This is a genomic window from Roseicyclus sp., from assembly GCF_018402035.1.
Classification (GTDB): domain Bacteria; phylum Pseudomonadota; class Alphaproteobacteria; order Rhodobacterales; family Rhodobacteraceae; genus Roseicyclus.
Genome location: NZ_JAGYJN010000005.1, coordinates 20,376 through 43,514, shown reverse-complemented (window position 1 = coordinate 43,514; position 23,139 = coordinate 20,376). Strand labels below are relative to the sequence as shown.

23 protein-coding genes and 1 tRNA gene are annotated in these 23,139 nt (G+C 62.0%); 9 read left to right on the top strand and 15 right to left on the bottom strand.

Features of this window, described 5'->3' with window-relative positions; genetic code table 11:
• Positions 1 to 48: 48 nt before the first annotated feature.
• Entirely contained in the window at positions 49 to 720 is a 672-nt protein-coding gene (locus KG698_RS09695) for a tyrosine-protein phosphatase (protein ID WP_213685375.1), read from the bottom strand.
• Between the two features lie 203 nt (positions 721 to 923).
• Here KG698_RS09695 and KG698_RS09690 point away from each other — a divergent pair, with 203 nt between their 5' ends.
• Positions 924 to 3,131, top strand: a complete 2,208-nt coding sequence (locus tag KG698_RS09690; RefSeq protein WP_213685374.1) for an NADP-dependent isocitrate dehydrogenase — start codon at positions 924 to 926, stop codon at positions 3,129 to 3,131.
• A 65-nt stretch (positions 3,132 to 3,196) separates the two neighbouring features.
• Here KG698_RS09690 and KG698_RS09685 read toward each other — a convergent pair whose 3' ends face one another.
• The 3 genes from KG698_RS09685 to KG698_RS09675 all read right to left on the bottom strand — a co-directional run bounded on the left by KG698_RS09685 (position 3,197) and on the right by KG698_RS09675 (position 4,716).
• Entirely contained in the window at positions 3,197 to 4,057 is an 861-nt protein-coding gene (locus tag KG698_RS09685) for an MBL fold metallo-hydrolase (RefSeq protein ID WP_213685373.1), read from the bottom strand.
• A 97-nt stretch (positions 4,058 to 4,154) separates the two neighbouring features.
• Positions 4,155 to 4,230: transfer RNA gene (locus KG698_RS09680), tRNA-Ala, on the bottom strand.
• A gap of 141 nt (positions 4,231 to 4,371) precedes the next feature.
• Entirely contained in the window at positions 4,372 to 4,716 is a 345-nt protein-coding gene (locus tag KG698_RS09675; protein ID WP_213685372.1) for a TIGR02300 family protein, read from the bottom strand.
• A gap of 119 nt (positions 4,717 to 4,835) precedes the next feature.
• Here KG698_RS09675 and KG698_RS09670 point away from each other — a divergent pair, with 119 nt between their 5' ends.
• Positions 4,836 to 5,555: a M48 family metallopeptidase gene (locus tag KG698_RS09670; RefSeq protein ID WP_367114068.1), complete on the top strand. Its 720-nt coding sequence runs from the start codon at positions 4,836 to 4,838 to the stop codon at positions 5,553 to 5,555.
• The gene (locus tag KG698_RS09665; protein WP_213685539.1) at positions 5,555 to 6,208 is read left to right on the top strand and encodes a GntR family transcriptional regulator; all 654 of its coding nucleotides are present in this window, start codon (positions 5,555 to 5,557) and stop codon (positions 6,206 to 6,208) included. Before KG698_RS09670 ends, KG698_RS09665 begins: the two co-directional genes overlap by 1 nt.
• A gap of 87 nt (positions 6,209 to 6,295) precedes the next feature.
• Here KG698_RS09665 and lpdA read toward each other — a convergent pair whose 3' ends face one another.
• The 11 genes from lpdA to mdh form a co-directional block, all read right to left on the bottom strand.
• The gene (lpdA, locus tag KG698_RS09660; protein WP_213685370.1) at positions 6,296 to 7,684 is read right to left on the bottom strand and encodes a dihydrolipoyl dehydrogenase; all 1,389 of its coding nucleotides are present in this window, start codon (positions 7,682 to 7,684) and stop codon (positions 6,296 to 6,298) included.
• A gap of 69 nt (positions 7,685 to 7,753) precedes the next feature.
• Positions 7,754 to 8,155, bottom strand: coding sequence for an MAPEG family protein (locus tag KG698_RS09655; RefSeq protein WP_213685369.1), 402 nt, complete (start codon positions 8,153 to 8,155; stop codon positions 7,754 to 7,756).
• A gap of 142 nt (positions 8,156 to 8,297) precedes the next feature.
• Complete coding sequence (locus KG698_RS09650; protein ID WP_213685368.1) at positions 8,298 to 8,612, bottom strand: GIY-YIG nuclease family protein; 315 nt, start codon at positions 8,610 to 8,612, stop codon at positions 8,298 to 8,300.
• Between the two features lie 148 nt (positions 8,613 to 8,760).
• The gene (gene odhB, locus KG698_RS09645) at positions 8,761 to 10,227 is read right to left on the bottom strand and encodes a 2-oxoglutarate dehydrogenase complex dihydrolipoyllysine-residue succinyltransferase (RefSeq protein WP_213685367.1); all 1,467 of its coding nucleotides are present in this window, start codon (positions 10,225 to 10,227) and stop codon (positions 8,761 to 8,763) included.
• A 5-nt stretch (positions 10,228 to 10,232) separates the two neighbouring features.
• A complete protein-coding gene (locus KG698_RS09640) occupies positions 10,233 to 13,193 on the bottom strand; it encodes a 2-oxoglutarate dehydrogenase E1 component (RefSeq protein ID WP_213685366.1) in 2,961 nt (986 codons plus the stop codon).
• Between the two features lie 59 nt (positions 13,194 to 13,252).
• Complete coding sequence (gene sucD / locus KG698_RS09635; protein WP_213685365.1) at positions 13,253 to 14,134, bottom strand: succinate--CoA ligase subunit alpha; 882 nt, start codon at positions 14,132 to 14,134, stop codon at positions 13,253 to 13,255.
• Between the two features lie 11 nt (positions 14,135 to 14,145).
• Entirely contained in the window at positions 14,146 to 14,412 is a 267-nt protein-coding gene (locus tag KG698_RS09630; protein WP_213685364.1) for a hypothetical protein, read from the bottom strand.
• A 17-nt stretch (positions 14,413 to 14,429) separates the two neighbouring features.
• Positions 14,430 to 15,623, bottom strand: a complete 1,194-nt coding sequence (gene sucC / locus KG698_RS09625; RefSeq protein WP_213685363.1) for an ADP-forming succinate--CoA ligase subunit beta — start codon at positions 15,621 to 15,623, stop codon at positions 14,430 to 14,432.
• A gap of 182 nt (positions 15,624 to 15,805) precedes the next feature.
• Entirely contained in the window at positions 15,806 to 17,038 is a 1,233-nt protein-coding gene (gene pepT, locus KG698_RS09620) for a peptidase T (RefSeq protein ID WP_213685362.1), read from the bottom strand.
• A gap of 133 nt (positions 17,039 to 17,171) precedes the next feature.
• Positions 17,172 to 17,831 carry a class I SAM-dependent methyltransferase gene (locus KG698_RS09615; RefSeq protein WP_213685361.1) on the bottom strand — a complete coding sequence of 220 codons (660 nt, stop codon included), beginning with the start codon at positions 17,829 to 17,831 and terminating at the stop codon, positions 17,172 to 17,174.
• 43 nt (positions 17,832 to 17,874) lie between these two features.
• Positions 17,875 to 18,837, bottom strand: coding sequence for a malate dehydrogenase (mdh, locus tag KG698_RS09610; RefSeq protein ID WP_213685360.1), 963 nt, complete (start codon positions 18,835 to 18,837; stop codon positions 17,875 to 17,877).
• Positions 18,838 to 18,994: 157 nt separating this feature from the next.
• On the opposite strand from mdh, the gene KG698_RS09605 reads away from it, so the two are divergent.
• The 6 genes from KG698_RS09605 to sdhC all read left to right on the top strand — a co-directional run bounded on the left by KG698_RS09605 (position 18,995) and on the right by sdhC (position 23,134).
• Positions 18,995 to 19,747 (top strand): sulfite exporter TauE/SafE family protein, encoded by a 753-nt coding sequence (locus KG698_RS09605; RefSeq protein ID WP_367114067.1) that lies wholly within the window; start codon positions 18,995 to 18,997, stop codon positions 19,745 to 19,747.
• Positions 19,748 to 19,890: 143 nt separating this feature from the next.
• Positions 19,891 to 20,757, top strand: a complete 867-nt coding sequence (locus KG698_RS09600) for a CoA ester lyase (RefSeq protein ID WP_213685359.1) — start codon at positions 19,891 to 19,893, stop codon at positions 20,755 to 20,757.
• A complete protein-coding gene (locus KG698_RS09595; RefSeq protein WP_213685358.1) occupies positions 20,757 to 21,311 on the top strand; it encodes an NnrU family protein in 555 nt (184 codons plus the stop codon). The genes KG698_RS09600 and KG698_RS09595 overlap by 1 nt, the downstream gene beginning before the upstream one ends.
• A gap of 7 nt (positions 21,312 to 21,318) precedes the next feature.
• A complete protein-coding gene (locus KG698_RS09590) occupies positions 21,319 to 21,522 on the top strand; it encodes a DUF1737 domain-containing protein (RefSeq protein ID WP_213685357.1) in 204 nt (67 codons plus the stop codon).
• A 1-nt stretch (position 21,523) separates the two neighbouring features.
• The gene (locus KG698_RS09585) at positions 21,524 to 22,564 is read left to right on the top strand and encodes a MaoC family dehydratase (protein ID WP_213685356.1); all 1,041 of its coding nucleotides are present in this window, start codon (positions 21,524 to 21,526) and stop codon (positions 22,562 to 22,564) included.
• A gap of 186 nt (positions 22,565 to 22,750) precedes the next feature.
• On the top strand, positions 22,751 to 23,134 hold the full coding sequence (sdhC, locus tag KG698_RS09580) for a succinate dehydrogenase, cytochrome b556 subunit (protein WP_213685355.1): 384 nt from the start codon (positions 22,751 to 22,753) through the stop codon (positions 23,132 to 23,134).
• The last annotated feature ends 5 nt before the right edge of the window (positions 23,135 to 23,139 follow it).

Here is a 23,139-nt window from a genome sequence, read left to right as displayed (position 1 = left end):
GCTTGTCCGGGTCATGGCGGAATCACGCGTTGTGCCACGCGCCACAGATCAGGGCGTGTTTTGCCCATCAAAACGCGCCTGTAGATCGGCGGCATCGTAATCATTGGCCAGCCAGCTTTCGAAATCGGCATGGCCCGCGCGCGCGAAATCATCAAGCAGCATGTCCAAAACCCCCGCCTTGAGGAAATGCGCATGCAGATAGCGTAGCGACAGCATGCGCCGTGCCACCGGCAAGGGTTGGCCCTCGATCACCATCAGGTAGATCGCACTGGCAAGCCCAGTGCGGTCAGCGCCGGATTTGCAATGCATCAGCAAAGGGCGGTCGAGTTTGCGGAAAAGCGCGATCAACTCTTGCAGCGTTTCACGCCGTGGTGCGGCCGCCGAGCGCATCGGGATGGCATGCAGCGCGATGCCGTGTCGTGTGCAGGCCTCAGTCTCGAGCAGCAGCCAAGGTGTCGTCGTCGTGCCGCGCAGCGTGATGATATTGGCAATGCCCATCTGGGCCAGCTTTGCGATCCGCGCATCATCGGGGTAGTTAGAGCGCCACACGCCGGGCGTGATTTGGTGTTGGTTGTGCCAGATGCCACGCAAAATGCCGTGATCGTGCCAACGCATGAAATGTAACGCGTTTTTCCGTCCCTCAGGGGTCGAGATATCCTCGGGGCGCGTTGGGCGCAGATACCGGCGCCAAAACTGTCGCAGCGTGCTGTGTTGTACCATCTGAACCGTGTCGCGCCCTCATTCCGCAATACATGCGGCCCCCTTGTTTGGCTTACGCGGTTGTGGATGTATTGGCCAGCCTTGCGATGTTATGGGTGGGCGGGTGCGCGGCAACCTGCCTCGCTTGATTGCGTGTCGTGGCTGTGGACCTTTCGTCGTTTGTGTACTATTGCATACCAAACTCTGAGCCCCTGGGGATTACCATGACCGATCAGTCGAATGCCGATATCATCATCACCAAGGTCGACGAAGCGCCCGAGCTTGCCTCGGCCTCGCTTTTGCCGATTGTCAGCAGCTTTGCTGCCGCCGCTGGCGTCAGCATCAGCACACGCGACATTTCGCTGGCCGGTCGCATTTTGGCGGCTTTCCCCGAGTATCTGAGCGAAGCGCAGCGTATCTCGGATGATCTGGCGATCCTTGGCGATCTGGTCAAAACGCCCGAGGCAAATGTCGTCAAGCTTCCCAATATCTCGGCCTCGGTGCCCCAGCTTGTGGCAGCGATCCAAGAGTTGCAAAGCCAAGGCTACGCTGTGCCTGATTTCCCCGAGGCGCCCGTGAGCGATGCGGAAAAAGCCGCCCGCGCCAAATACGACGCGATCAAGGGTTCGGCAGTGAACCCGGTCTTGCGCGAAGGCAATTCAGACCGCCGCGCGGCTAAGGCCGTCAAAGCCTATGCGCAAGCCAACCCGCATCGCATGGGCGATTGGTCGGCTGACAGTAAGACCCGTGTCGCCTCCATGTCTGGCGGGGATTTCCGCACGAACGAGGCATCGGTCACGCTTGCCAAGGCGGCGGTTGCCAAGATCGTGCTCAAGGCCGCCGATGGCAGCGAGCATGTGCTAAAAGACAGCGTGAGCTACCCGGCCGGAACGGTCGTCGATGCGACCTATATGGATGTCGCTGCATTGCAGGACTTCCTCACCGCCGAGATTGACCGCACCAAGGCCGAGGGCGTCTTGTTCTCGTTGCATCTCAAGGCCACGATGATGAAGGTCTCGGACCCGATCATTTTCGGCCATGGCGTGCGTGCTTACCTTGCCCCCGTCTTTGCCGCGTTCGGCGACAAGATGGCCACCATGGGCGTAAACCCGAACTCGGGCCTTGGCGATTTGCTGGAGCGGGTCAAGAGCGACGCGCAGATCATGGCGGCTATTGATGCCTGCATGGCCGCGCGCCCGCCGCTTTACATGGTCGACAGCGACCGGGGCATCACCAACCTGCATGTGCCGTCCGACGTGATCATCGACGCCTCGTTGCCCGCGCTCATCCGCGCAGGCGGCAAGGGCTGGGGGCCGGATGGTAAGGAACACGACGCGGTCTGCGTCATCCCTGATGATTCCTACGCGCCCGTCTATGACGAGACGATCAAGTTCTTCAAAGAGAACGGAAAGCTGAACCCCGCCACCGCAGGCACAGTGCAGAACATCGGCCTGATGGCGCAAAAGGCCGAGGAATACGGCAGCCACCCCACCACCTTCGAGATCGCACAGGCGGGTGTGGTGCAGATGATCCTCGATGACGGTACGGTGTTGCACGAGCATGCGGTCAAGGCCGGCGATATCTGGCGCTCGGCCTCGACCCGCAAGGCCCCGATCGAGGATTGGGTGAATCTCGCCATCGACCGTCAACGCAGTGAGGGCTGCCGGGCGATTTTCTGGCTCGATGAAACACGCGCCCATGACGCCGAATTGATCGCCTATGTGAAGCCGATCCTTGCGGCCAAAGGTGTGGCGCATCTGTTCGAGATCATGGCCCCGCGCGAGGCCACCCGCGCCAGTTTCGAGACGATCACCGAGGGCAAGACCTGCATCGCCATCACCGGCAACGTGCTGCGCGATTACCTGACCGATTTGTTCCCGATCCTTGAGTTGGCGACCTCGGCCAAGATGCTGTCCATCGTCAAGCTGATGCAGGGCGGCGGCCTGTTCGAGACGGGCGCTGGCGGCTCGGCCCCTAAGCATGTGCAGCAGCTTCAGGCCGAAAACCACCTGCGCTGGGACAGCTTGGGCGAATTCTGCGCGCTGGGCGAAAGCTTCAAGTTCTTGGCCGATACGAAGGGTAACGAAAAGGCCCGCGTGCTGGGCAATGCCATCGATGCCGCAACCCAAGGCGTGCTGGATCACGACCGCTCGCCGGGCCGTAAGGCAGGTGAGCCTGATAATCGCGACAGCCATTACTGGTTTGCCCGCTACTGGGCCGAGGCGATGGCCGCCCAAAGCGACGATGCCGAATTGGCCGCGCATTTCGCACCCATCGCGAAAGCCTTGGCCGAGAAGGAAGCCGCGATCTTGGCCGAACTTCACGCAGCCCGCGGCCAAGCGGTGGATACGGGTGGCTACTATCACAATGACCCGGCCAAGACGGCGGCGATCATGCGCCCCTCGGCGACGATGAACGCCATCATTGGCTAAGCTGCGCATTGGCTGAAACGACGAAAGCCCCGGCAGGTTGCTGGGGCTTTTTCATTTGCCGGGAATTATCGCTGCCGCAGGGGGATCATCATCCCGTCATGGCCAATATCCAACGCGCCTTGCCAAGTTTCGCGCACCGCTTCCGTCCAATCCGCAGGGCCAAAAGCCGGATCATCCGCCGGAACCAAGTGATGCAGCACCAAACGCCCAACACGCGCCTTGTGCGCGATCAAGCCTGCCTCGGCGGCGGTGGAGTGGCTGGCGTTGATATGCTGGCGGAGCTTTTCGCCCCCATTGCTGCGTGCGACCAGCGCATCGACACCGGCGGGCAAAAGCGCTTCATGGACCAGCACATCGGCACCTTGGGCGAAATCGGCCAAGGGCGGAAAGAATCGCGTATCGGCGGAGAACACGACGGATGCGGCCGCGTCGAATCGCAATGCGAAACAATCGGTCACGGGTGGGTGTTCGACGCGCAACGCGTTGACGCATATTCCGCCCATATCGAGAACAAGGCCCGGTCCGTACTCGATGACCTCGACCAAGTTGGACAGAGGTATCCGCCCCTCGTCTCGCACGCGGATATCGCAGTCGAAAGCCAAGGAGGCCAAGAACCCATCCCAAAGCGCGCGCGTGCCTGCCGGGCCGTAGATGCGCAGACGCTCTTTCAGCCCGGTGGTCCAAGCCGTGTGCACCAGCCCGCCCAGTTCAAGCACATGATCGGAATGTAGATGGGTAATGAAGATCAGCGACAACTCCCGTAGATCAAGACCCGCGTTGACTGCAGAACGCGTCACCCCAAGGCCGCAATCCACGATGATCGGCTGACCATCCAGCCACAACAGGCTTGCCGTCGGCATCGGCCCGCCGGGGCGCACCGCAGGGCCACCCTTGGTACCAAGCAAGATCAATCGGTCGGGTTCCATGCGTCCCTCCATGTTTTGTCAACATGCAGCATGTGCCGCCAAACAGGGCAAGCCCGTCTTGGTCGGTATCATCCCGGTGATGGTCTTTTGGGGGATTTGGTGGAGCCTAGGGGGATCGAACCCCTGACCTCTTGCATGCCATGCAAGCGCTCTCCCAGCTGAGCTAAGGCCCCATTTCCAAGGGATACGCACCCTTGCGAGTGGTCGGCGGTGTAAGCGAGGGCGGTAAGCTGTGCAAGGGAAAAATCAAGCTTTTCCCCGCAGTATTCACCGCCCTCGGTGGTTGTCAGACACGCTCGCCAAGTGCGGCGTGGTTAGTCATCGTCGCTGGGGCTGGCGACATCGGCGAGGTCGTCAAGTGCGACCGTATCGCCATCATCGTCATCGTCCAGCACATCATCATCATCGATTTCGACATCTGCATCATCATCAAGTTCGATGTCATCATCGAGAACCAGATCATCATCCTCTTCGATGACGACCTCCTTCGCGACCTTTTTGTCGGCTTTGCTGGCGACAAGGCCACGGCCCGGCTTGGCGGCGTCGAGATCGACAACCTCACCGGTGTAGGGGCTGATGATTGGCTTGCGGTTCAAGTCGTAGAACCGTTTGCCGGTCGTGGGACAGACGCGTTTGACGCCCCATTCCTCTTTGGGCATGAAACCCCCTTCAAAGAAGTCTTCGGTATCGCTGGATGCGGTCCTCTGCCATAGTAGCGTGATGCTGTAAACCCCGTATGCTAGGCTGCTGCTGCCGCTTGCTCAGGACTGTCTATCCGGTGACGAACAAACGCCCCTCGACCCATGTTCTGCCCGGCGATCCGCCGGTCGAGATTTCGCTCAAGCGTTCGCCCCGCGCGACGCGGTTTAGCTTGCGTGTTTCGCGCGCCGATGGGCGTGTCAGCCTGTCTTTGCCGGTATGGGCGCCCGAGAGCGAAGCCTTGGCTTTTTTGCGCGACCGGGAGGGCTGGTTGCGCGGACATCTGGAAAATGCGGCGCGGCCACAGCGCGCGGCCATCGGGGCTTGGGTGCCGATCTGCGGCACACCGCGCGAGGTGGTGGCCGCCCCCGCCCGCGCGACACGTTTTCGCGATGGCCGTATCGAAGTGCCCGATAGCCCGCGCGTGGGCCCGCGTATCCGCGCGCTTTTGGCGGCCTTGGCGCGTGAGCGGCTGACACAGGCCGTACAGACCCATGCCGCTGCCTTGGGGCGCAGCCACCAGCGCATCACGCTGCGCGACCCACGTAGCCGCTGGGGGAGTTGTTCGTCCAAGGGGGATTTGATGTTTTCTTGGCGACTGATCATGGCACCACCCGCCGTGCTGGATTACGTCGCCGCCCATGAGGTGGCCCATCTGGCCGAGATGAACCATTCCCCGGCCTTTTGGCGGGTTTGTGCGCGGCTCAGGCCCGATTACGAGATCCATCGCGCTTGGCTCAAACGCCACGGGGCAGAATTGCTGGCGTGGCGATTCGACACGGCGCAGGAGGAGCGATGATGCAGATGAACCCGCGCCCGACCGAGACAGGCGCCGCGGTGGCCCATGACAGGGTCTATCGCGCGCTGCGCTCGCGCATCATGCATGGCGAGGTGGGTCCGGGCCAAGCGATGACGCTGCGCGGTCTGGGGGCGGAATTCGGCGTCTCAATGACACCTGCACGCGAAGCGGTGCGCCGGCTGGTCAGCGAAGGGGCGCTGTTCTTGTCCAGTTCCGGCCGTGTCTCGACGCCGGAGCTGTCCAATGAGCGGATCGAGGAGTTGGCGGCACTGCGCGCGCTGTTGGAGCCGGAACTGGCCACCCGCGCGCTGCCCCGCGCGCATCCGGCGCTGATCGAGCGGATGGAGGCGATCAACGCCACCATCGGGCAGGCCATCGCGCGGCGCGATGCGGTCGCCTATATCCGGCGCAATCTGGAGTTTCACCGCACGCTTTACTTGCGCGCGCAAGCGCCCGCGATGCTGGCCTTGACCGAGACCGTGTGGCTGCAACTCGGCCCGACCATGCGCGCGCTTTATGGGCGCTTGAACCGGACGGAATTGCCGCAGCATCACCGCTTGATCGTGGCCGCGCTGAAGGCGGGGGATGAGCCAGGGTTGCGGCTGGCCGTGCGGGCCGATGTGACGCAAGGACTGCGGCTTTTGGCGGGGTAAGGCCCTTTGCAAAGGGCCTTACCGGGGGTTTTCCACCCCCGGACCCCCGGAGGATATTTTTGAAACAGAGAAGGGGGTTAGCCCCGTTCAGGAATGGATCGGGCCGTCGCCGCAGGCGAGTGCCGCCTCGCGCACCGCCTCCGAGTAGGTGGGGTGGGCATGGCAGGTCATGGCGAGGTCTTGGGCCGATGCGCCGAATTCCATCGCGACGCAGATCTCGTGGATCAAATCGCCCGCCATCGGGCCGATGATATGAGCGCCCAAGATGCGGTCGGTTTGCTGATCGGCGAGGATCTTGACGAAACCGTCGCCAGCGAAATTGGCCTTGGCGCGGCCATTGCCCATGAAGGAGAACTTGCCGACCTTGTAGGCGCGGCCCTCGGCTTTCAGGGTTTCTTCGGTTGCGCCGACAGAGGACACTTCCGGGTGGGTGTAGATCACGCCGGGGATGACGCCATAGTTCATATGGCCATGACGGCCCGCCAGCACCTCGGCCACGGCCATGCCTTCATCTTCGGCCTTATGGGCGAGCATCGGCCCGGTGATGGCGTCGCCGATGGCGTAGATGCCCTTGATATTGGTGGCATAATGGGCGTCGGTGGCGATTTGGCCGCGCTCGGTCATGGTGATGCCCAAAGCGTCGAGGCCTAGGCCATCGACGTAAGGTTTGCGGCCCGTGGCCACCAAAACCACATCGGCGTCGATGCTGTGGGTGCTGTCATCTTTGCGCAGTTTGTAGGTGACGGTGGCTTTGCCTTTGGCTGTCTCGACCGACTGAACGGCAGCGCCGAGGGTGAAGCCAAGGCCTTGTTTGGAAAGGATTCGTTGGAAGTTCTTTGCGACCTCAGCATCCATGCCGGGGGTGATGTGGTCGAGATACTCGATCACCTGCACCTCAACCCCTAAGCGGGCATAGACCGAGCCAAGCTCAAGGCCGATCACACCTGCGCCGATCACGACCAGTTTCTTGGGGATCTTGGGCAGTGACAGCGCGCCCTCAGATGTCACCACGATCTTTTCGTCGATGGTGATGCCGGGCAGCACGGATGGGGTGGAACCCGTTGCGATGATGATGTTTTTCGCGTCATGGGTCGCGTCGCCCACGCGCACTTTGCCTGCCTCGGGGATCGAACCCCAGCCCTTGAGCCAGTCGATCTTGTTCTTTTTGAACAGAAATTCGATGCCCTTTGTGTTCTGGCCGATGACATCGTCCTTGTAGGCGAGCATCTGTTTCCAATCGACGCTGGGCGCTTTGCCGATCAGCCCCATTTTCGCAAAATTATGTTCCGCTTCATGGAGTTGGTGGGAGGCATGCAAGAGCGCCTTGGAGGGGATGCAGCCGATATTGAGGCAGGTGCCGCCGAGCGTGTCGCGCCCTTCGACCACGGCGGTTTTCAGGCCAAGCTGCGCGCAGCGGATGGCGCAAACATAGCCGCCGGGGCCGGAACCGATGATGATGACGTCATAGCTGGACATGGTGTCCTCCTGTCGAGTTCTGCCGTCACAGGGCGTACACACCCTGTACACAGGCTGTACATATCGCGGTTACGCTGCCCCGCCAAAGAGCGCGGCAAGCAGCATGATGAGGGTGGCGAGAAATCCCACGGCCCAGATGAGGCTGCGCCAAGGCACAAGCCCTTGGGCATAGGCCGGGATGAACAGGACGCGCGAGATCAGATAGGCATGGGCGCAACCTTCCGTCAGCGCGCTGGAGCGGTCCGAGAGGGTGACGACCACGACCGCGATGCCGAACAGGATCAGCCCCTCGAAATGGTTGTTCATCGCGCGTTGCAGGCGACCGGCGACGCCGGTCAACTCGATCTTTTGGTCGCGCGGGCCCATGGCGGCCTTGGCCCCTGCCTGTGCGTTCCCGGCGACGGAGTAGAGGGCAATCTGGACATATTGCAGGAGGGCCGCGAGGGCGAGGATGTAAAGCTCGGTGGTCATGTTCGGCTTCCGTGAGGAGCGGGGGAGACCCTCGGGTCAAGCCCGAGGGTGACGGTGGGGGTGTGCCCGAGGGTGACGGGGGTGTGGTGGCGGAGGGAGTCCCTCGGGTCGAACCCGGGGGTGACGGTCTTAGGGGGAGCGATCATTGGGCCAGCTTTCCCGTCATCGTCGGGCTTGACCCGACGATCTCGTCCCACAGATCGCGCCAACTCGGGTTGGTCTGTGTGATCAGTGCGATTTTCCAAGCGCGGTTCCAGCGTTTCAGCGCCTTTTCGCGCCGGATGGCTTGCGTGGGGTCTGCGTGCGGTTCGAACCAGACGAGGCGTTCGAGATTGTAGCGATCCGTGAAGCCCTTTACCGCATGGGTGCGGTGCTCATACACGCGCCGGACCAGATCGTTGGTAACGCCGATATAAAGCGTTCCATCTGGTTTATTGGTCAGCATGTATACGAACATCCTATCAGTCTTGTGGCTTAGAGACCCTCGGGTCAAGCCCGAGGGTGACGGTGGTTGGTGGCTTGGAGACCCTCGGGTCAAGCCCGAGGGTGACGGTGGTTGGTGGCTTGGGGACCCTCGGGTCAAGCCCGAGGGTGACGGGAATAGATCACAGATCCATCAGCAAGCGGCGCGGATCTTCGAGGGCTTCTTTCACCCGCACAAGGAAGGTCACGGCGCCTTTGCCGTCCACGATGCGGTGGTCATAGCTGAGTGCGAGATACATCATCGGGCGGATCACCACTTGGCCATTGATCGCCATGGGGCGGTCTTGGATCTTGTGCATGCCCAAGATGCCCGATTGCGGCGGGTTCAGGATGGGCGAGGACATGAGCGAGCCATAGACGCCACCGTTGGAGATGGTGAAGGTGCCGCCCTGCATCTCGGCCATCGAGAGCTTGCCGTCACGCGCGCGGCGGCCCTTTTCAGCGATGGCTTTCTCGATCTCGGCAAAGGACATGGTGTGGGCGTCGCGGATCACCGGCACGACAAGCCCGGTGGGGGTGCCGGCGGCCACGCCCATATGCACGAAGTTCTTATAGACGATATCATTGCCGTCGATCTCGGCATTGACCTCGGGCACTTCGCGCAGCGCATGGACGCAGGCCTTGGTGAAGAAGGACATGAAGCCAAGCCGCACGCCGTGCTTTTTCTCGAAGTCATCCTTGTAGGCGTTGCGCAGGGCCATCACCTCGGTCATGTCGACCTCGTTATAGGTGGTGAGCATTGCCGCCGTGTTTTGCGCATCTTTCAGGCGGCGCGCGATGGTCTGGCGCAGGCGGGTCATTTTCACCCGTTCTTCGCGCGCGGCATCCTCGGCCGGGGAGGGGGCGCGGGGGGCGCTGGCCATGGGTGCGGGTGCTGCGGCTTGCGGGGCAGAGGCGGCCTTCATCACATCTTCCTTCATGATCCGACCGTCGCGGCCGGTGCCTGTGATCTGAGCGGCGTCGATGCCTTTTTCGGCCATCATCTTTTGCGCCGAGGGGGCATGGGCGATATCTTTGCCCGCGCTGGTCGCGGCGGGCGCAGGGGCGGGTGCGGCGGCCACAGCGGCGACAGCGCCGCCGATTACGGCGAGCTTGCCATTGGCTTGCACGGTTGTGCCTTCGGCGGCGATGATTTCGCTCAAGACACCGGCAGCGGGGCTTGGCACCTCGACCGAGACTTTGTCGGTTTCAAGCTCGCAGAGCATTTCATCTTGCGCCACGGTGTCGCCGATTTTCTTGAACCATGTGGCAACCGTCGCCTCGGTCACGCTTTCGCCGAGCGTGGGGACCATGACATCGACGGCGGCGCTGGTGGCGGGTTTGGCGGCGGCAGCAGCGGGGGCTGCGGCTGCGCCTTCGCTGAGCGTGGCCAAAAGCGCGTTGACGCCGACGGTTTCACCCTCGGCCGCGACGATGGTGCCAAGGATGCCCGCGGCGGGGCTTGGCACTTCGACCGTGACCTTGTCAGTTTCCAACTCGCACAGCATTTCGTCAACCGCGACGGCCTCGCCGGGTTTTTTGAACCACGTGGCCACGGTGGCTTCGGTGACGCTTTCGCCCAAGGTGGGCACGCGAACTTCGATCGTCATGGTCATTACCCTTCGATGGTCAGCGCGTCGTTCACGAGCGCGGTCTGTTGGGATTTATGCTGGCTGGCCAAGCCCGTCGCGGGCGAGGCCGAGGCCGCGCGGCCCACATAGCGCGGGCGGGTGTGCTTGGCGCCGATCCGGGTCAGCACCCATTCGATATTGGGTTCGACAAAGGACCAGCCGCCTTGGTTCTTGGGCTCTTCTTGGCACCAGATGATCTCGGCGCCTTTGAAGCGCTCAAGCTCTTTCATCAGCGAATGTGCGGGGAAGGGATAGAACTGTTCCAGACGCAGCAGGTAGACATCCGTCAGCCCGCGCGCATCGCGTTCTTCGAGAAGATCGTAATAGACCTTGCCCGAGCAGATCACGACGCGGCGGATCTTGCTATCCTTGGCGAGCACGGTGTCAGAATGGCCCTTTTCGGCGTCATCCCACAGCACGCGGTGGAAAGAGGAGCCGGTGGTGAAATCGGCCGCGTCCGAAATCGCAAGCTTGTGACGCAAAAGCGATTTGGGCGTCATCAGCACAAGCGGCTTGCGGAAGCTGCGGTGGATCTGGCGGCGCAGGATGTGGAAGTAGTTGGCGGGCGTGGTGCAGTTGGCGACGATCCAGTTATCCTCGGCGCACATTTGCAAGAAGCGTTCGAGCCGGGCCGAGGAATGCTCGGGGCCTTGGCCTTCGAAACCATGCGGCAGCAGCATGACGAGGCCCGACATGCGCAGCCATTTGCGTTCGCCGGAACTGATGAACTGGTCGAACATGATCTGTGCGCCATTGGCGAAATCGCCAAACTGCGCCTCCCACATGGTGAGCGCATTGGGTTCGGCAAGGCTATAGCCATATTCGAAACCCAAGACCGCGTATTCGGACAGGGCGCTGTCGATCACCTCGAACTTCGCTTGCCCCTCGCGGATGTTGTTGAGCGGGTAGTAGCGATCTTCGCTGGCTTGATCGATCAAGGCGGAGTGGCGCTGGGAGAAGGTGCCGCGCGTGCTGTCTTGGCCAGCAAGGCGGACGGGGAAGCCCTCGGTCAGAAGCGAGCCGAAGGCCAGCGCTTCGGCGGTGGCCCAATCAAAGCCCGTGCCCGTGGTCAGCATCTCTTGCTTGGCTTCCAGCAGGCGGGAGACGGTTTTGTGCAGGCTCACGCTTTCGGGTGCGGTGCTCAGCGCGCGGCCCACATCGGCCAGCGTTTCGGGTTTGATCGCGGTTTCGCCGCGCTGGTAGTCGGCCCCTTCGCGGTTGATATGCGACCAGCGCCCATCGAGCCAATCGGCCTTGTTGGGTTTGTAGTCTTTGCCGGCCTCGAACTCGGTGTTCAGGCGGGCCTGAAAGGCGGCCTTGGCATCTTCGATCTCGCCTTCGGGGATCAGGCCGTCCTTGACCAGACGCTCGGTATAAAGCTGGAGCGTGGTTTTATGGGTCTTGATGCGCTGATACATCACCGGGTTGGTGAACATCGGCTCATCGCCTTCGTTATGACCAAAGCGGCGGTAGCAGAAGATGTCGAGCACGACGTCTTTGCCGAACTTCTGGCGGAACTCGGTCGCGACGCGGGCGGCATGGACCACGGCCTCGGGGTCGTCGCCATTCACGTGGAAGATCGGCGCTTCGACCATCAGGGCGATATCGGTCGGATAGGGCGAGGAGCGGCTGAAATGCGGCGCGGTGGTGAAACCGATCTGGTTGTTGACCACGATATGCATGGTGCCGCCGGTGCGGTGGCCACGGATGCCCGAAAGCTGGAAACCCTCGGCCACGATGCCTTGGCCCGCAAAGGCCGCGTCGCCATGAAGCAAAATCGCCATGACCGAGCGGCGTTCGGTGTCGCGAAGCTGATCTTGCTTGGCGCGGACCTTGCCCAGAACGACGGGGTTCACCGCCTCGAGGTGGCTGGGGTTGGCGGTCAGGCTGAGGTGCACGGTGTTGCCGTCGAATTCACGGTCTGACGACGCGCCGAGGTGATATTTCACATCGCCCGAGCCATCGACATCTTCGGGCTTGAAGCTGCCGCCTTGGAATTCGTTGAAGATCGCGCGGTAGGGCTTGCCCATCACATTGGCCAAAACCGACAGGCGGCCACGGTGCGGCATGCCGATGACGATGTCCTTGAGGCCAAGCGCGCCGCCGCGCTTGATGATCTGTTCCATCGCGGGGATCAGCGCCTCGCCGCCATCTAGGCCGAAACGCTTGGTGCCCATGTATTTGACATGGAGGAATTTCTCGAAGCCTTCGGCCTCGACCAGCTTGTTGAGGATCGCCTTGCGCCCTTCGCGGGTGAAGGCGATTTCCTTGCCGTAACCTTCGATCCGCTCTTTCAGCCATGCGGATTGTTCGGGGTCGGAAATATGCATGTATTGCAGCGCGAAGGTGCCGCAATAGGTGCGCTTTACGATCTCGAGGATCTGGCGCATCGAGGCCATCTGTAGGCCAAGCACATTGTCGATAAAGATCGGGCGATCCATGTCGGCATCGGTGAAGCCGTAGGATTTCGGATCAAGCTCGGGGTGGGGTGTCGTCTCGCGCATGCCCAGCGGGTCGAGGTCGGCGACCAGATGGCCACGGATGCGGTAGGCGCGGATGATCATCAGCGCGCGGATACTATCGAGAACGGCGCGCTGGATCTGCGCGTCGGTCACTTCGACGCTTTTTTCCTGTGCCTTGGCCTTGATCTTGTCGCCCGCGCCTTTGATCTCGGCGGCGGCTTGCGGCCATTCGCCGGTCAGTGCGGCGGTCAGATCATCATTGGGGGTGGGCGGCCAGTCGCGGCGCGCCCAGCTTGGGCCTTGTGCCTCGGCCTTGGCATCGGCGGGAGTGTCGCCAAGCGAAGCGAAAAAGGCGCGCCATGCCTCGTCAACCGCGCCCGGATCTTGGGCGTATTGCGCGTAGAGCTGTTCAAGATACGCCGCGTTATGCCCTTGCATGAAGGATGAGGCGTGGAACTGGTCGTTGGGGCTTTGGTCGGTCATGGCTGCACCTGACTTGGGTTGAACCCCGGGCGGGTCTGGCCCCGCCCGGCGCGTTGTCTTTAGCCGATCGCCTTGAGCACGGCTTCGCCGAGGCCCGCGGGGCTGTCGGCCACGATGATGCCTGCGGATTTCATCGCTTCGATCTTGCTTTCCGCGTCACCTTTGCCGCCCGCGACGATGGCGCCGGCATGGCCCATGCGGCGGCCCGGAGGGGCGGTGCGGCCCGCGATGAAACCGGCGGTGGGCTTCCAGCGGCCGCGCTTTTTCTCATCGGCGAGGAACTGGGCGGCTTCTTCTTCGGCGGAGCCGCCGATTTCGCCGATCATGATGATCGAATGCGTCTCGGGGTCGGCGAGGAACATTTCCAGCACATCGATATGTTCGGTGCCTTTGATCGGGTCGCCACCGATGCCCACGGCCGAGGATTGGCCAAGGCCCACATCCGAGGTCTGCTTGACCGCTTCATAGGTCAGCGTGCCGGAGCGCGAGACCACACCGACCGAACCACGGCGGAAGATCGAGCCGGGCATGATGCCGATCTTGCAAGCGTCAGGTGTCATCACACCGGGGCAGTTCGGGCCGATCAGCCGGGATTTGGACCCTTCCAACGCGCGCTTGACCTTCATCATGTCGAGCACCGGGATACCTTCGGTGATGCAGACGATCAGCTCCATCTCGGCGTCGATCGCCTCGAGGATCGAGTCTGCCGCGAAGGGCGGGGGGACGTAGATCGCGGTGGCATTGGCCTGCGTGGCATGCTTGGCCTCGTGGACCGAGTTGAACACGGGCAGGTTCAGGTGGGTGGTGCCACCTTTGCCGGGGGTCACGCCGCCGACCATCTTGGTGCCATAGGCGATGGCCTGTTCGGAATGGAAGGTGCCTTGGCTGCCGGTGAAGCCTTGGCAGATCACCAAGGTGTGTTCGTTGACGAGTACGGCCATCGTCTTTCTCCTCAATTCATATGCGGGTCGGAGGGCAATGGCCGCTCCAAATGCGGGAATGTGGTTGCGCCCAAGGCGGTCTGGCCAAGGGCTATGGCGGTGTCGGCCTGTGTCAGCCGCGTCAGCATCGCCAGAACGAAAATTGCAGCACCCAGCAGATGCAGCGCCGACCAGATCGCGCGCCGCGTTCCGATGCCATGGGAAAGGCGGGCCAGCTTGTGCTGGGTTGCCGCCTTGCCGCCCGGTGGGGTGTCGGCATGGATCTGGATCATGCGCATCTGCGTGGTGCCTTTGTTCAGCCCTTGACCGCTTTCACGATCTTTTCAGCCGCATCCGACAGGTTGTCGGCAGCGATGACGTTCAGGCCAGAGGTGTTGATGATCTCTTTGCCTTTATCGACATTCGTGCCTTCGAGGCGGACGACCAGCGGCACCTGAAGGCCCACTTCCTTGACGGCGGCCACCACGCCCTCGGCGATGATATCGCAGCGCATGATGCCGCCGAAGATATTGACCAAGATGCCTTTGACGTTCGGGTCGGAAGTGATGATCTTGAAGGCTTCGGTCACTTTCTCGCGGGTGGCCGAGCCGCCCACATCGAGGAAGTTGGCCGGTTCCGAGCCGTAAAGCTTGATGATGTCCATCGTGGCCATCGCAAGGCCCGCGCCGTTGACCATGCAACCAATCTCACCATCGAGCGCGATGTAGTTGAGGTCGTATTTCGAGGCCTGAAGTTCCTTGGGGTCTTCCTCGGTCTCGTCACGCAGCGCGAGGATATCGGGCTGGCGATACATGGCGTTGCCGTCAAAGCCGAGCTTGGCGTCGAGCACCTTGAGGCTGCCCTCATCGGTGACGATCAGCGGATTGATCTCGAGCATTTCCATGTCACGCTCGACGAAGGCCTTGTAAAGCAGGGCCATCAGGCTGACGCATTCCTTGACCTGCTTGCCCTCGAGGCCAAGGGAATAGGCGATGCGGCGGCCATGGTAGGGTTGGTAGCCCGTGGCGGGATCGACCGAGAAGGACAGGATTTTCTCAGGTGTGTGGGCTGCGACCTCTTCGATGTCCATGCCGCCTTCGGTCGAGCAGACGAAGGAAATGCGGCTGGTCTGGCGGTCAACGAGAAGCGCAAGGTACAACTCGCGCGCGATGCCCGAGCCATCCTCGATATAGACGCGGTTGACCTGCTTGCCTGCGGGGCCGGTCTGGTGGGTCACGAGCGTGCGGCCCAGCATCTTCTTGGTCTCTTCAGCGGCTTCTTCTACGGATTTGGCAAGGCGCACGCCGCCTTTTTCACCGGCGTCGGCTTCTTTGAAGTGACCTTTGCCACGGCCGCCGGCATGGATCTGTGCCTTGACGACCCAGAGAGGGCCGTCCATCTCGCCTGCGGCGGTTTTGGCATCTTCCGCCTTGAGAACCACGCGGCCATCGCTGACCGGTGCGCCATATTGCCGAAGGAGCGCTTTCGCCTGGTATTCATGAATGTTCATGAAACTGTCCCGTGTTTGGTGGTGTTCGACAGGGCATAAGCACAACCATGGGGCGCAATGAAACGCATTTTTCGTCCAAGCGCGGTCATTTCGGGAAAAAACCGACATTTGTGATCACAGCCAGAAAAACTGTGATCACAAGTTAACCATGTTGATCGTATGCAATGGTATGCGATGCCGACTCACGCCACGGCGCGGGCTGCGATCTGCACCATGAGCCGGGTCGCAAGTGCCATATCCTGCACCGAGACGAACTCGAGCGGGCCGTGCACATTCTGCATGCCGGTGAAGAGATTGGGGCAAGGCACACCCATTTCGGTCAGGCGCGAGCCATCGGTGCCGCCACGGATCACCGCCTCGATCGGGGTTTGGCCCAAGTCGCGCAGCGCCTCGCGCGCCAGATCGACGGGGGTCATATCGTTCTCGAGCCAGTAGCGCATGTTGCGGTATTGGGGTGTGATCTGCACATCGATCCGCGCGCGCGGTTCGGTGGCGGCGATGGCGGCACAGACTTGGCGCATCAGATCGCCCTTGGCGGCCAGCCCATCGCGTTCGAAATCGCGCAAGATAAAACGGACGACCATCTGATCGGCGCTGCCCTTCATATCGACGGTATGAATGAACCCTTCGCGCAGTGATGTGGTCTCGGGCGTCATGGTCGCTTGCGGCAGGGTTTGCACGATGCGCGACGCCAGATGGATGGCGTTGACCAGCTTGCCCGTCGCCTCACCGGGGTGGATCGAGACGCCGGTGACAGTGACGGTCGCGAAATCGGCGGAGAAGGTCTCATAGACAATCTCGCCTGCGTCACCGCCATCGAAGGTATAGGCGAAATCGACGCCAAGATCGGCGGGAAGCTTGGGATCGACACCGCGCCCGATCTCTTCATCCGGGGTGAAGGCGATGCGGATATTGGGGCGCGGCAGGTCGGGGTTGGCAAGCAGATGGCGCGCGGCGGTCATGATGATGGCAATGCCCGCCTTGTCATCGGCACCCAAAAGCGTGGTGCCCGATGCGGTGACGATATCCTCGCCGATCTTGGTGGCGAGATAGGGGAAATCATCGGGGCTGAGCGTAAGGTCGGGGGCATCGGGAAAGCTGATCGCGCCACCGTTGTAGCCGCAGATCACGCGGGGTTTGACGCCCGTGGCGTTGAACTGCGGCGCGGTGTCGACATGGGCGAGAAAGCCGATGGTGGGGCCGGGGCGGTTGCCGGGGATGGTGGCGAGAACCGTGCCATAGGGGGTCTTGGTCACATCGGCCGCGCCGATCTCGGCGAGTTCCGCCACCATCAGGTCGAGCATCGCGTGTTGGATGCCGGTCGAGGGTTGGGCGGGGCTGTCCATGTCGGATTGGCTGTCGATGGCGGCGTAGCGGACAAGCCGCTGTTCCAGTTCTTGGTCGAAATCGCGCATGGGCTTTCTCCTGTCGGACAGGGCGATGAGGACGCGCGCGCGGCGGCTTGTCAACGGGGGGCGGAAAACTCAAGTTTTCCGCGTGGGAAATCTCGAGATTTCCTGTGCGTTTTCCTTGAGGAAAACGCGCCCCTTACCCCTGCCAAAGCACTTGGCCGCGCGGCAGGCGGTCGGGCTGGCGGGTGAGGCGTAGCCCCGCGTCCTGCGCCATCGCCAAAAGGGCGGTCTCGCGCATGTGATAGGGCGGGCGGTCGGGATGGGTGACGACACCATCGGGTTGGCGGAGGCTTTCGTCCCCCTGCCCCTCGGGGGCCAGAAAGACGGTGAAAAGAAAGATGCATGGTGTGGGCCAGCGCTGCGCGATGCGGGCCAGCGCCGTGGCGGTCTGGCTGGGCGGCAGATGGGTGAAGACGCCAAAGGCGATCAGGTAATCGACCTGCGCGGGCAGGTTTGGGAAGGCGAAATCGGCATCTTCCACCAGATGATCGGCGGGCAGGCGTTCGGGATCGGGCAATTCTACTTCGCGGCCGCGCTGCATCAGGGCGCCGCTTGCATCGGTGCCCCAATAATGGCCGGGGTCAAGATAAGGCACCGCCTTGCAGCCAAGGCGCAGCGATCCGGCACCGATATCGAGAAGATGGTGATGGGGTTGCAGCCCGCGCGCGGTGAGTAGCGCCATTTGCAGCCGCCCCGTTTCATCCCAGCGTCCGCCCACGATATCGCGGTGGCGGCCATCGCTGAGCGCGCGGTCGTAGAAGCCGGGCACAAGATAGGGGGATGGGGGCCGCGTCATGGGATGCGGCGGCCCCGCAAATCGGGGGCCGCCGCGAAGATCATCAGGCGAGGCTTTCGTCGATTGCCTTGCAGGCATCGACCAGACCTTTGACCGCGCTGACGGAATTGTCGAACATTGCTTGTTCGTCTTTGGTCAGCTTGATCTCGACGATACGTTCGATGCCGCCTTTGCCGATCACGGTGGGCACGCCGACATACATTTTCTTCAGCCCGAACTCACCATCGCAATGGGCGGCGCAGGGCAGGACGCGCTTTTGGTCCTTGAGGAAGGCCTCGGCCATCTCGATGGCGGAGGTTGCGGGCGCGTAGAAGGCGGAGCCGGTTTTCAGAAGGCCCACGATTTCTGCGCCGCCATCACGGGTGCGCTGAACGATGGCATCCATCTTTTCCTTCGTGGTCCAGCCCATCTCGATCAAATCGGGCAGCGGGATGCCCGCGACGGTGGAGTAGCGCACCGAAGGGACCATGGTGTCGCCATGACCGCCCAAAACGAAGGCGGTCACATCCTTCATCGACACTTCGAACTCTTCGGCCAAGAAGTGGCGGAAGCGCGCAGAGTCGAGAACACCCGCCATGCCGCAGACCATGTGGGGGGGCAGGCCCGAGAATTTCTGCAAAGCCCAGACCATCGCATCAAGCGGGTTGGTGATGCAGATCACGAAAGCCTTTGGGGCGTGCTTGGCAATGCCTTCGCCCACGGATTTCATGACCTTGAGGTTGATGCCCAAAAGGTCATCGCGGCTCATGCCGGGTTTGCGCGGCACACCGGCGGTGACGATGCAGACATCGGCCCCTGCGATGTCGGCGTAGTCATTGGTGCCTTTCAGCTTGGCATCGAAGCGCTCGGACGGGCCGCTTTCGGCGATGTCGAGTGCTTTGCCCTGCGGCGTGCCCTCGGCGATGTCGAACAAAACGACATCCCCCAATTCCTTGAGCGCGACGAGGTGGGCGAGTGTGCCACCGATCTGACCGGCGCCGATCAGCGCGATCTTGGGTCTGGCCATGAGATTGATCTCCAAGTGCCTCGTTGATATCGGCGTTGGGCGTAGCCCTGTGCCGTGTCTTGCGCAAGTCTGCTGCAGCGCGGCGGAAAGCCCCAGTTCGGGATCAATGGTCGCGAAACTCGGGCAAGCCCCTGAGAAACTTGGGAAAGGATGATCCGTGCTGGAAGGGTGGATGTTCGGGCTTGCCGCGCTGGGCGCGATGCTGGCGGGCATATCAAAGGGCGGTTTCGGCGGATCGCTGGGATTTGCGGGCTCGGCGATTCTGGCCGTGGTGGTCGAACCGGGGGTTGCGCTGGCCTTGATGCTGCCCGTGCTGATGGCCATCGATATGGCCGCTGTGCGGGCCTATTGGGGCCGCTGGGACAAGCCATCGGCGGGCGCGATCCTGACCGGGGCGGTGCCGGGGCTTGTGCTGGGGGCGGTGTTGTTCAGCGTGATCTCGGCCGACAGTATCCGGGTGTTGATCGGTTTGGTGGCGGTAGGGTTTCCGCTGTTTCGCATCGCTTTGGCGCGCGGGTGGATCGCGCCACGGCCCACGGGGTTTGATCGGCGCAAAGGCTGGATCGCGGGCATGGGCGTGGGATTCACAAGTTTCGTGGCCCATGCAGGCGGGCCGCCCTTTGCGGTGTTCATGCTGGGTCAAGGCGGGATCGACAAGACGCGCTATCACGCGACATCGGTGATCGTGTTTTGGGTGGTCAACGCGATGAAGGCCGCGCTTTACACCATGCTGGGCCTGTTTTCATGGCAGCTTTTGGGGTGGAGTGCCGCGCTGATCCCTTTCGCGATGATCGGCACGCTGATCGGGGTCAAGGCGCATAAGCTGATCCCCGAGCGGTTGTTTTTCATGGTGGCCTATACGGCGTTGATGCTGACGGGGATGAAGCTGTTGTGGGATGGGGTGATGTAAGGGCGGGGTGTTTTCTTGCGTCTTGCATGCGCCACGCGCAATATTTTTGCTGCGCTGCGGCATGCGCACCCTTGCGTTCGGGGCCAAGCTGTGGTCGGTGCCGCGCTCAGAACCGCCCCCTGCCTGACTGAAGGAGAAGGTTGATGGACCTGCGCGCCCGCCCCTACCGCTCTGTGCTTTATATTCCCGGATCGCGTGACCGCGCGTTGGAAAAGGCGCGCGATTTGGCCGTCGATGCGATCATCTTCGATTTGGAGGATGCGGTGACCGCCGAGGAAAAGCCCAATGCGCGCGCACTCTTGGCGCAGGTCTTGGCGCAGGGCGGCTATGGCGCGCGGGCGCAGATCGTGCGGATCAACGGCATGGACACGCCTTGGGGCGCAGATGATCTGACCGCGATGGCGGCTATTGGGCCTGAGGCGATCTTGCTGCCCAAAGTGGGCAGTGCGGCCGATGTTGCGGCTGTGGCGGCCAAGCTTGATGCGATCCCAGCGGCGGCGCACACGCGCATTTGGGCGATGATGGAGACGCCGCAGGGCATCTTGAACGCCGCCGAGATTGCGCGCGCGCCCCGCATGGCGGGCTTCGTGATGGGGACCAATGATCTGGCCAAGGATTTGGGCGCGCGCACACGCGGTGCGATGGTCATGGCCTTGCAGCATTGCCTATTGGCGGCACGCGCGGCTGGCATCATCTGTGTCGATGGGGTCTATAACGCCTTTAAGGACGAGGAAGGGTTGGCCGCCGAATGTGCCGAGGGGCGGGATTTCGGCTTTGACGGCAAGACGCTGATCCATCCTGCGCAGGTGGCGATTGCCAATGCGGCCTTTGCCCCATCGGAGGCTGAGATCGCCCTCGCGCGGCGCCAGATCGCCGCCTATGAGGAGGCGCGGGCAAATGGCCAAGGCGTCGCCGTCGTGGATGGCAAGATCGTAGAAAATCTCCATGTCGAGACGGCGCGTGCTACATTGGCCAAAGCAGAAGCAATCGCAAAAGGGGATGCTGCGTAATGGGTTATTTTCTTCTGATCCTTGGGATCGCGTTGTTCGCAGGCGGGCATTGGGTCAAGCGCCTTGCCCCCGAGGCGCGCGCGGCATGGGGCAATGCGGGCAAAGGCATCTTGTCGCTGGTGATGCTGGCCGGTCTGGTGGCGATGGTGGTGGGCTACCGCAATGCGGGTTTCGTGAGTGTCTGGGTGCCGCCGGCCTTTATGACGCATATCGCCAACCTGTTGATCCTGATCGGCTTTTGGTTCTTTGCGCTTAGCAATATCAACGGCACCATGGCCGCGCGGGTGCGTCATAAGCAGTTGACGGGCGTCAAGGCTTGGGCGGTTGCGCATTTGCTGGTGAATGGCGATCTGGCTTCGATCATCTTGTTCGGTGGCATGCTGGCTTGGGCGGTCGTGTCGGTGATCTTGATCAACCGCGCCAATCGCAACTGGGAGCGGCCGAGCAATACCAGCCTGTTGAAAGATGTGATCGCGTTCGGCGTGGGTGCGGTGCTTTATGGCGTCGTGGCCTATGTGCACACATGGCTTGGCTATTACCCTTTCCCGATGTGAGGCTGGCATGAAAATCTATCGTTTGCTGACCGAAGATGACACCTCGGCCTTTTGCCACAAGGTGTCGGAGGCGCTGTCAAAGGGCTGGGTGCTGCATGGCGACCCGGTGATGTCGTTTGATGCAGCGCGCGGTGTGATGCGCTGTGGTCAGGCCGTGACCAAGGAGATCGACACCCCCTATAGCCCCGAGATGAAGCTAGGGGCGCAGTAGCATGGCGGGGGCCAAGACCAACAAGGGCCGCTTTTTCGAGGATTATCGGCTGGGCGAGGTGATTGCCCATGCCGTGCCGCGCACGGTGTCGGGGGGGGAGCGCGCGCTTTATCATGCGCTTTACCCTGCGCGCGGTGCGATCCATTCCTCGGATGAGTTTGCGCGCGCTTGTGGGCTGGCGGCCAGTCCGATGGATGATCTGATCGCCTTCCACACGGTCTTTGGCAAAACGGTGCCTGATATCTCGCTCAACGCCGTGGCCAATCTTGGCTATGCGGAAGCGCGGTTTCATACGCCTGTTTGGCCCGGCGATACGCTGGTCGCCCGCTCCGAGGTGATCGGGCTGAAGGAGAATTCCAACGGCAAGACCGGGGTCGTTTATGTCCGCACCCAAGGCCATAATCAGCGCGGTGATCTGGTGCTGGACTATGTGCGCTGGGTGATGGTGCGCAAAAACGATCTGGACGCGCCCGCACCCAATGCGGTGGTGCCCGATCTGGCGGCGGTGGTCGATCCGGCGGCGCTGGTGATTCCGACGGGGTTGGATTTTACCCACTATGATTTCGCGCTGGCCGGTGAGCCCCACCGGATGGGCGATTATGCGGTGGGTGAGGTGATCGACCATGTTGATGGCGTGACCATCGAGGATGCCGAGCATATGCTCGCCACGCGGCTTTGGCAGAACACCGCCAAGACCCATTACGACGGCACGCTGCGCGAGGATGGGCGGCGGTTGATCTATGGCGGTCATGTCATCTCGATGGCGCGCGCGCTGAGCTTCAACGGGTTGGCCAATGCGCAGATGATCGTGGCGATCAATGGCGGTGCCCATGCCAACCCGTGTTTTGCAGGCGATACGGTTAGGGCGTGGTCAGAGGTGTTGGATATGGCACCGACCACAGCGCCGGGTGTGGGTGCCATGCGCCTGCGGTTGGTGGCGGTGAATGAAGCCGGAAAAGCCGGGGCGCTGCGCGATGATGCGGGCAAATACCTGTCGCATATCTTGCTTGATCTGGATTATTGGGTGTTGATTCCATTGTGATAGGCGGCTGGTGCTGCTTTGTGATCACATGATTGAAAACTGTGATCACAAAACCTGCATCTGCGGCGTTACGCCCCAAGCCGCACCCAAGAATGCAAGATCGTTGCAGGTGACAGTGACGCAAAAGGCGCTATTGATACTATCCGACAACCGCCAGACCTTAGAATAGCCGGAAGGGTCCACGCTATGGCCGATGTGAACCGGGGAAACAGACCGCTTTCCCCTCATTTGACGATTTACCGCCCCCAGTTGAACTCGATCACGTCGATCTTCGTGCGCATCACCGGTAACGGGTTGATGGTTGGCGCGATCGCGGTGGTCTGGTGGTTGATGGCCGCCGCAAGCGGTGGTGCCTATTTTGGCGTGATTGACGGGCTGATCACCTCGGTCTTGGGCGATATCGTGATGGGGCTGTCGGTTTTGGCGCTGTGGTATCATGCGCTGGGCGGTGTGCGGCACCTGATCTGGGATACCGGGCGTGGGCTTGATGTTGCGATGTCCGATAAGCTTGGCTGGGCGATGATCATCGGTTCGGTCGTGCTGACCGCGCTGACCTTGATCGCGATCTGAGGGGG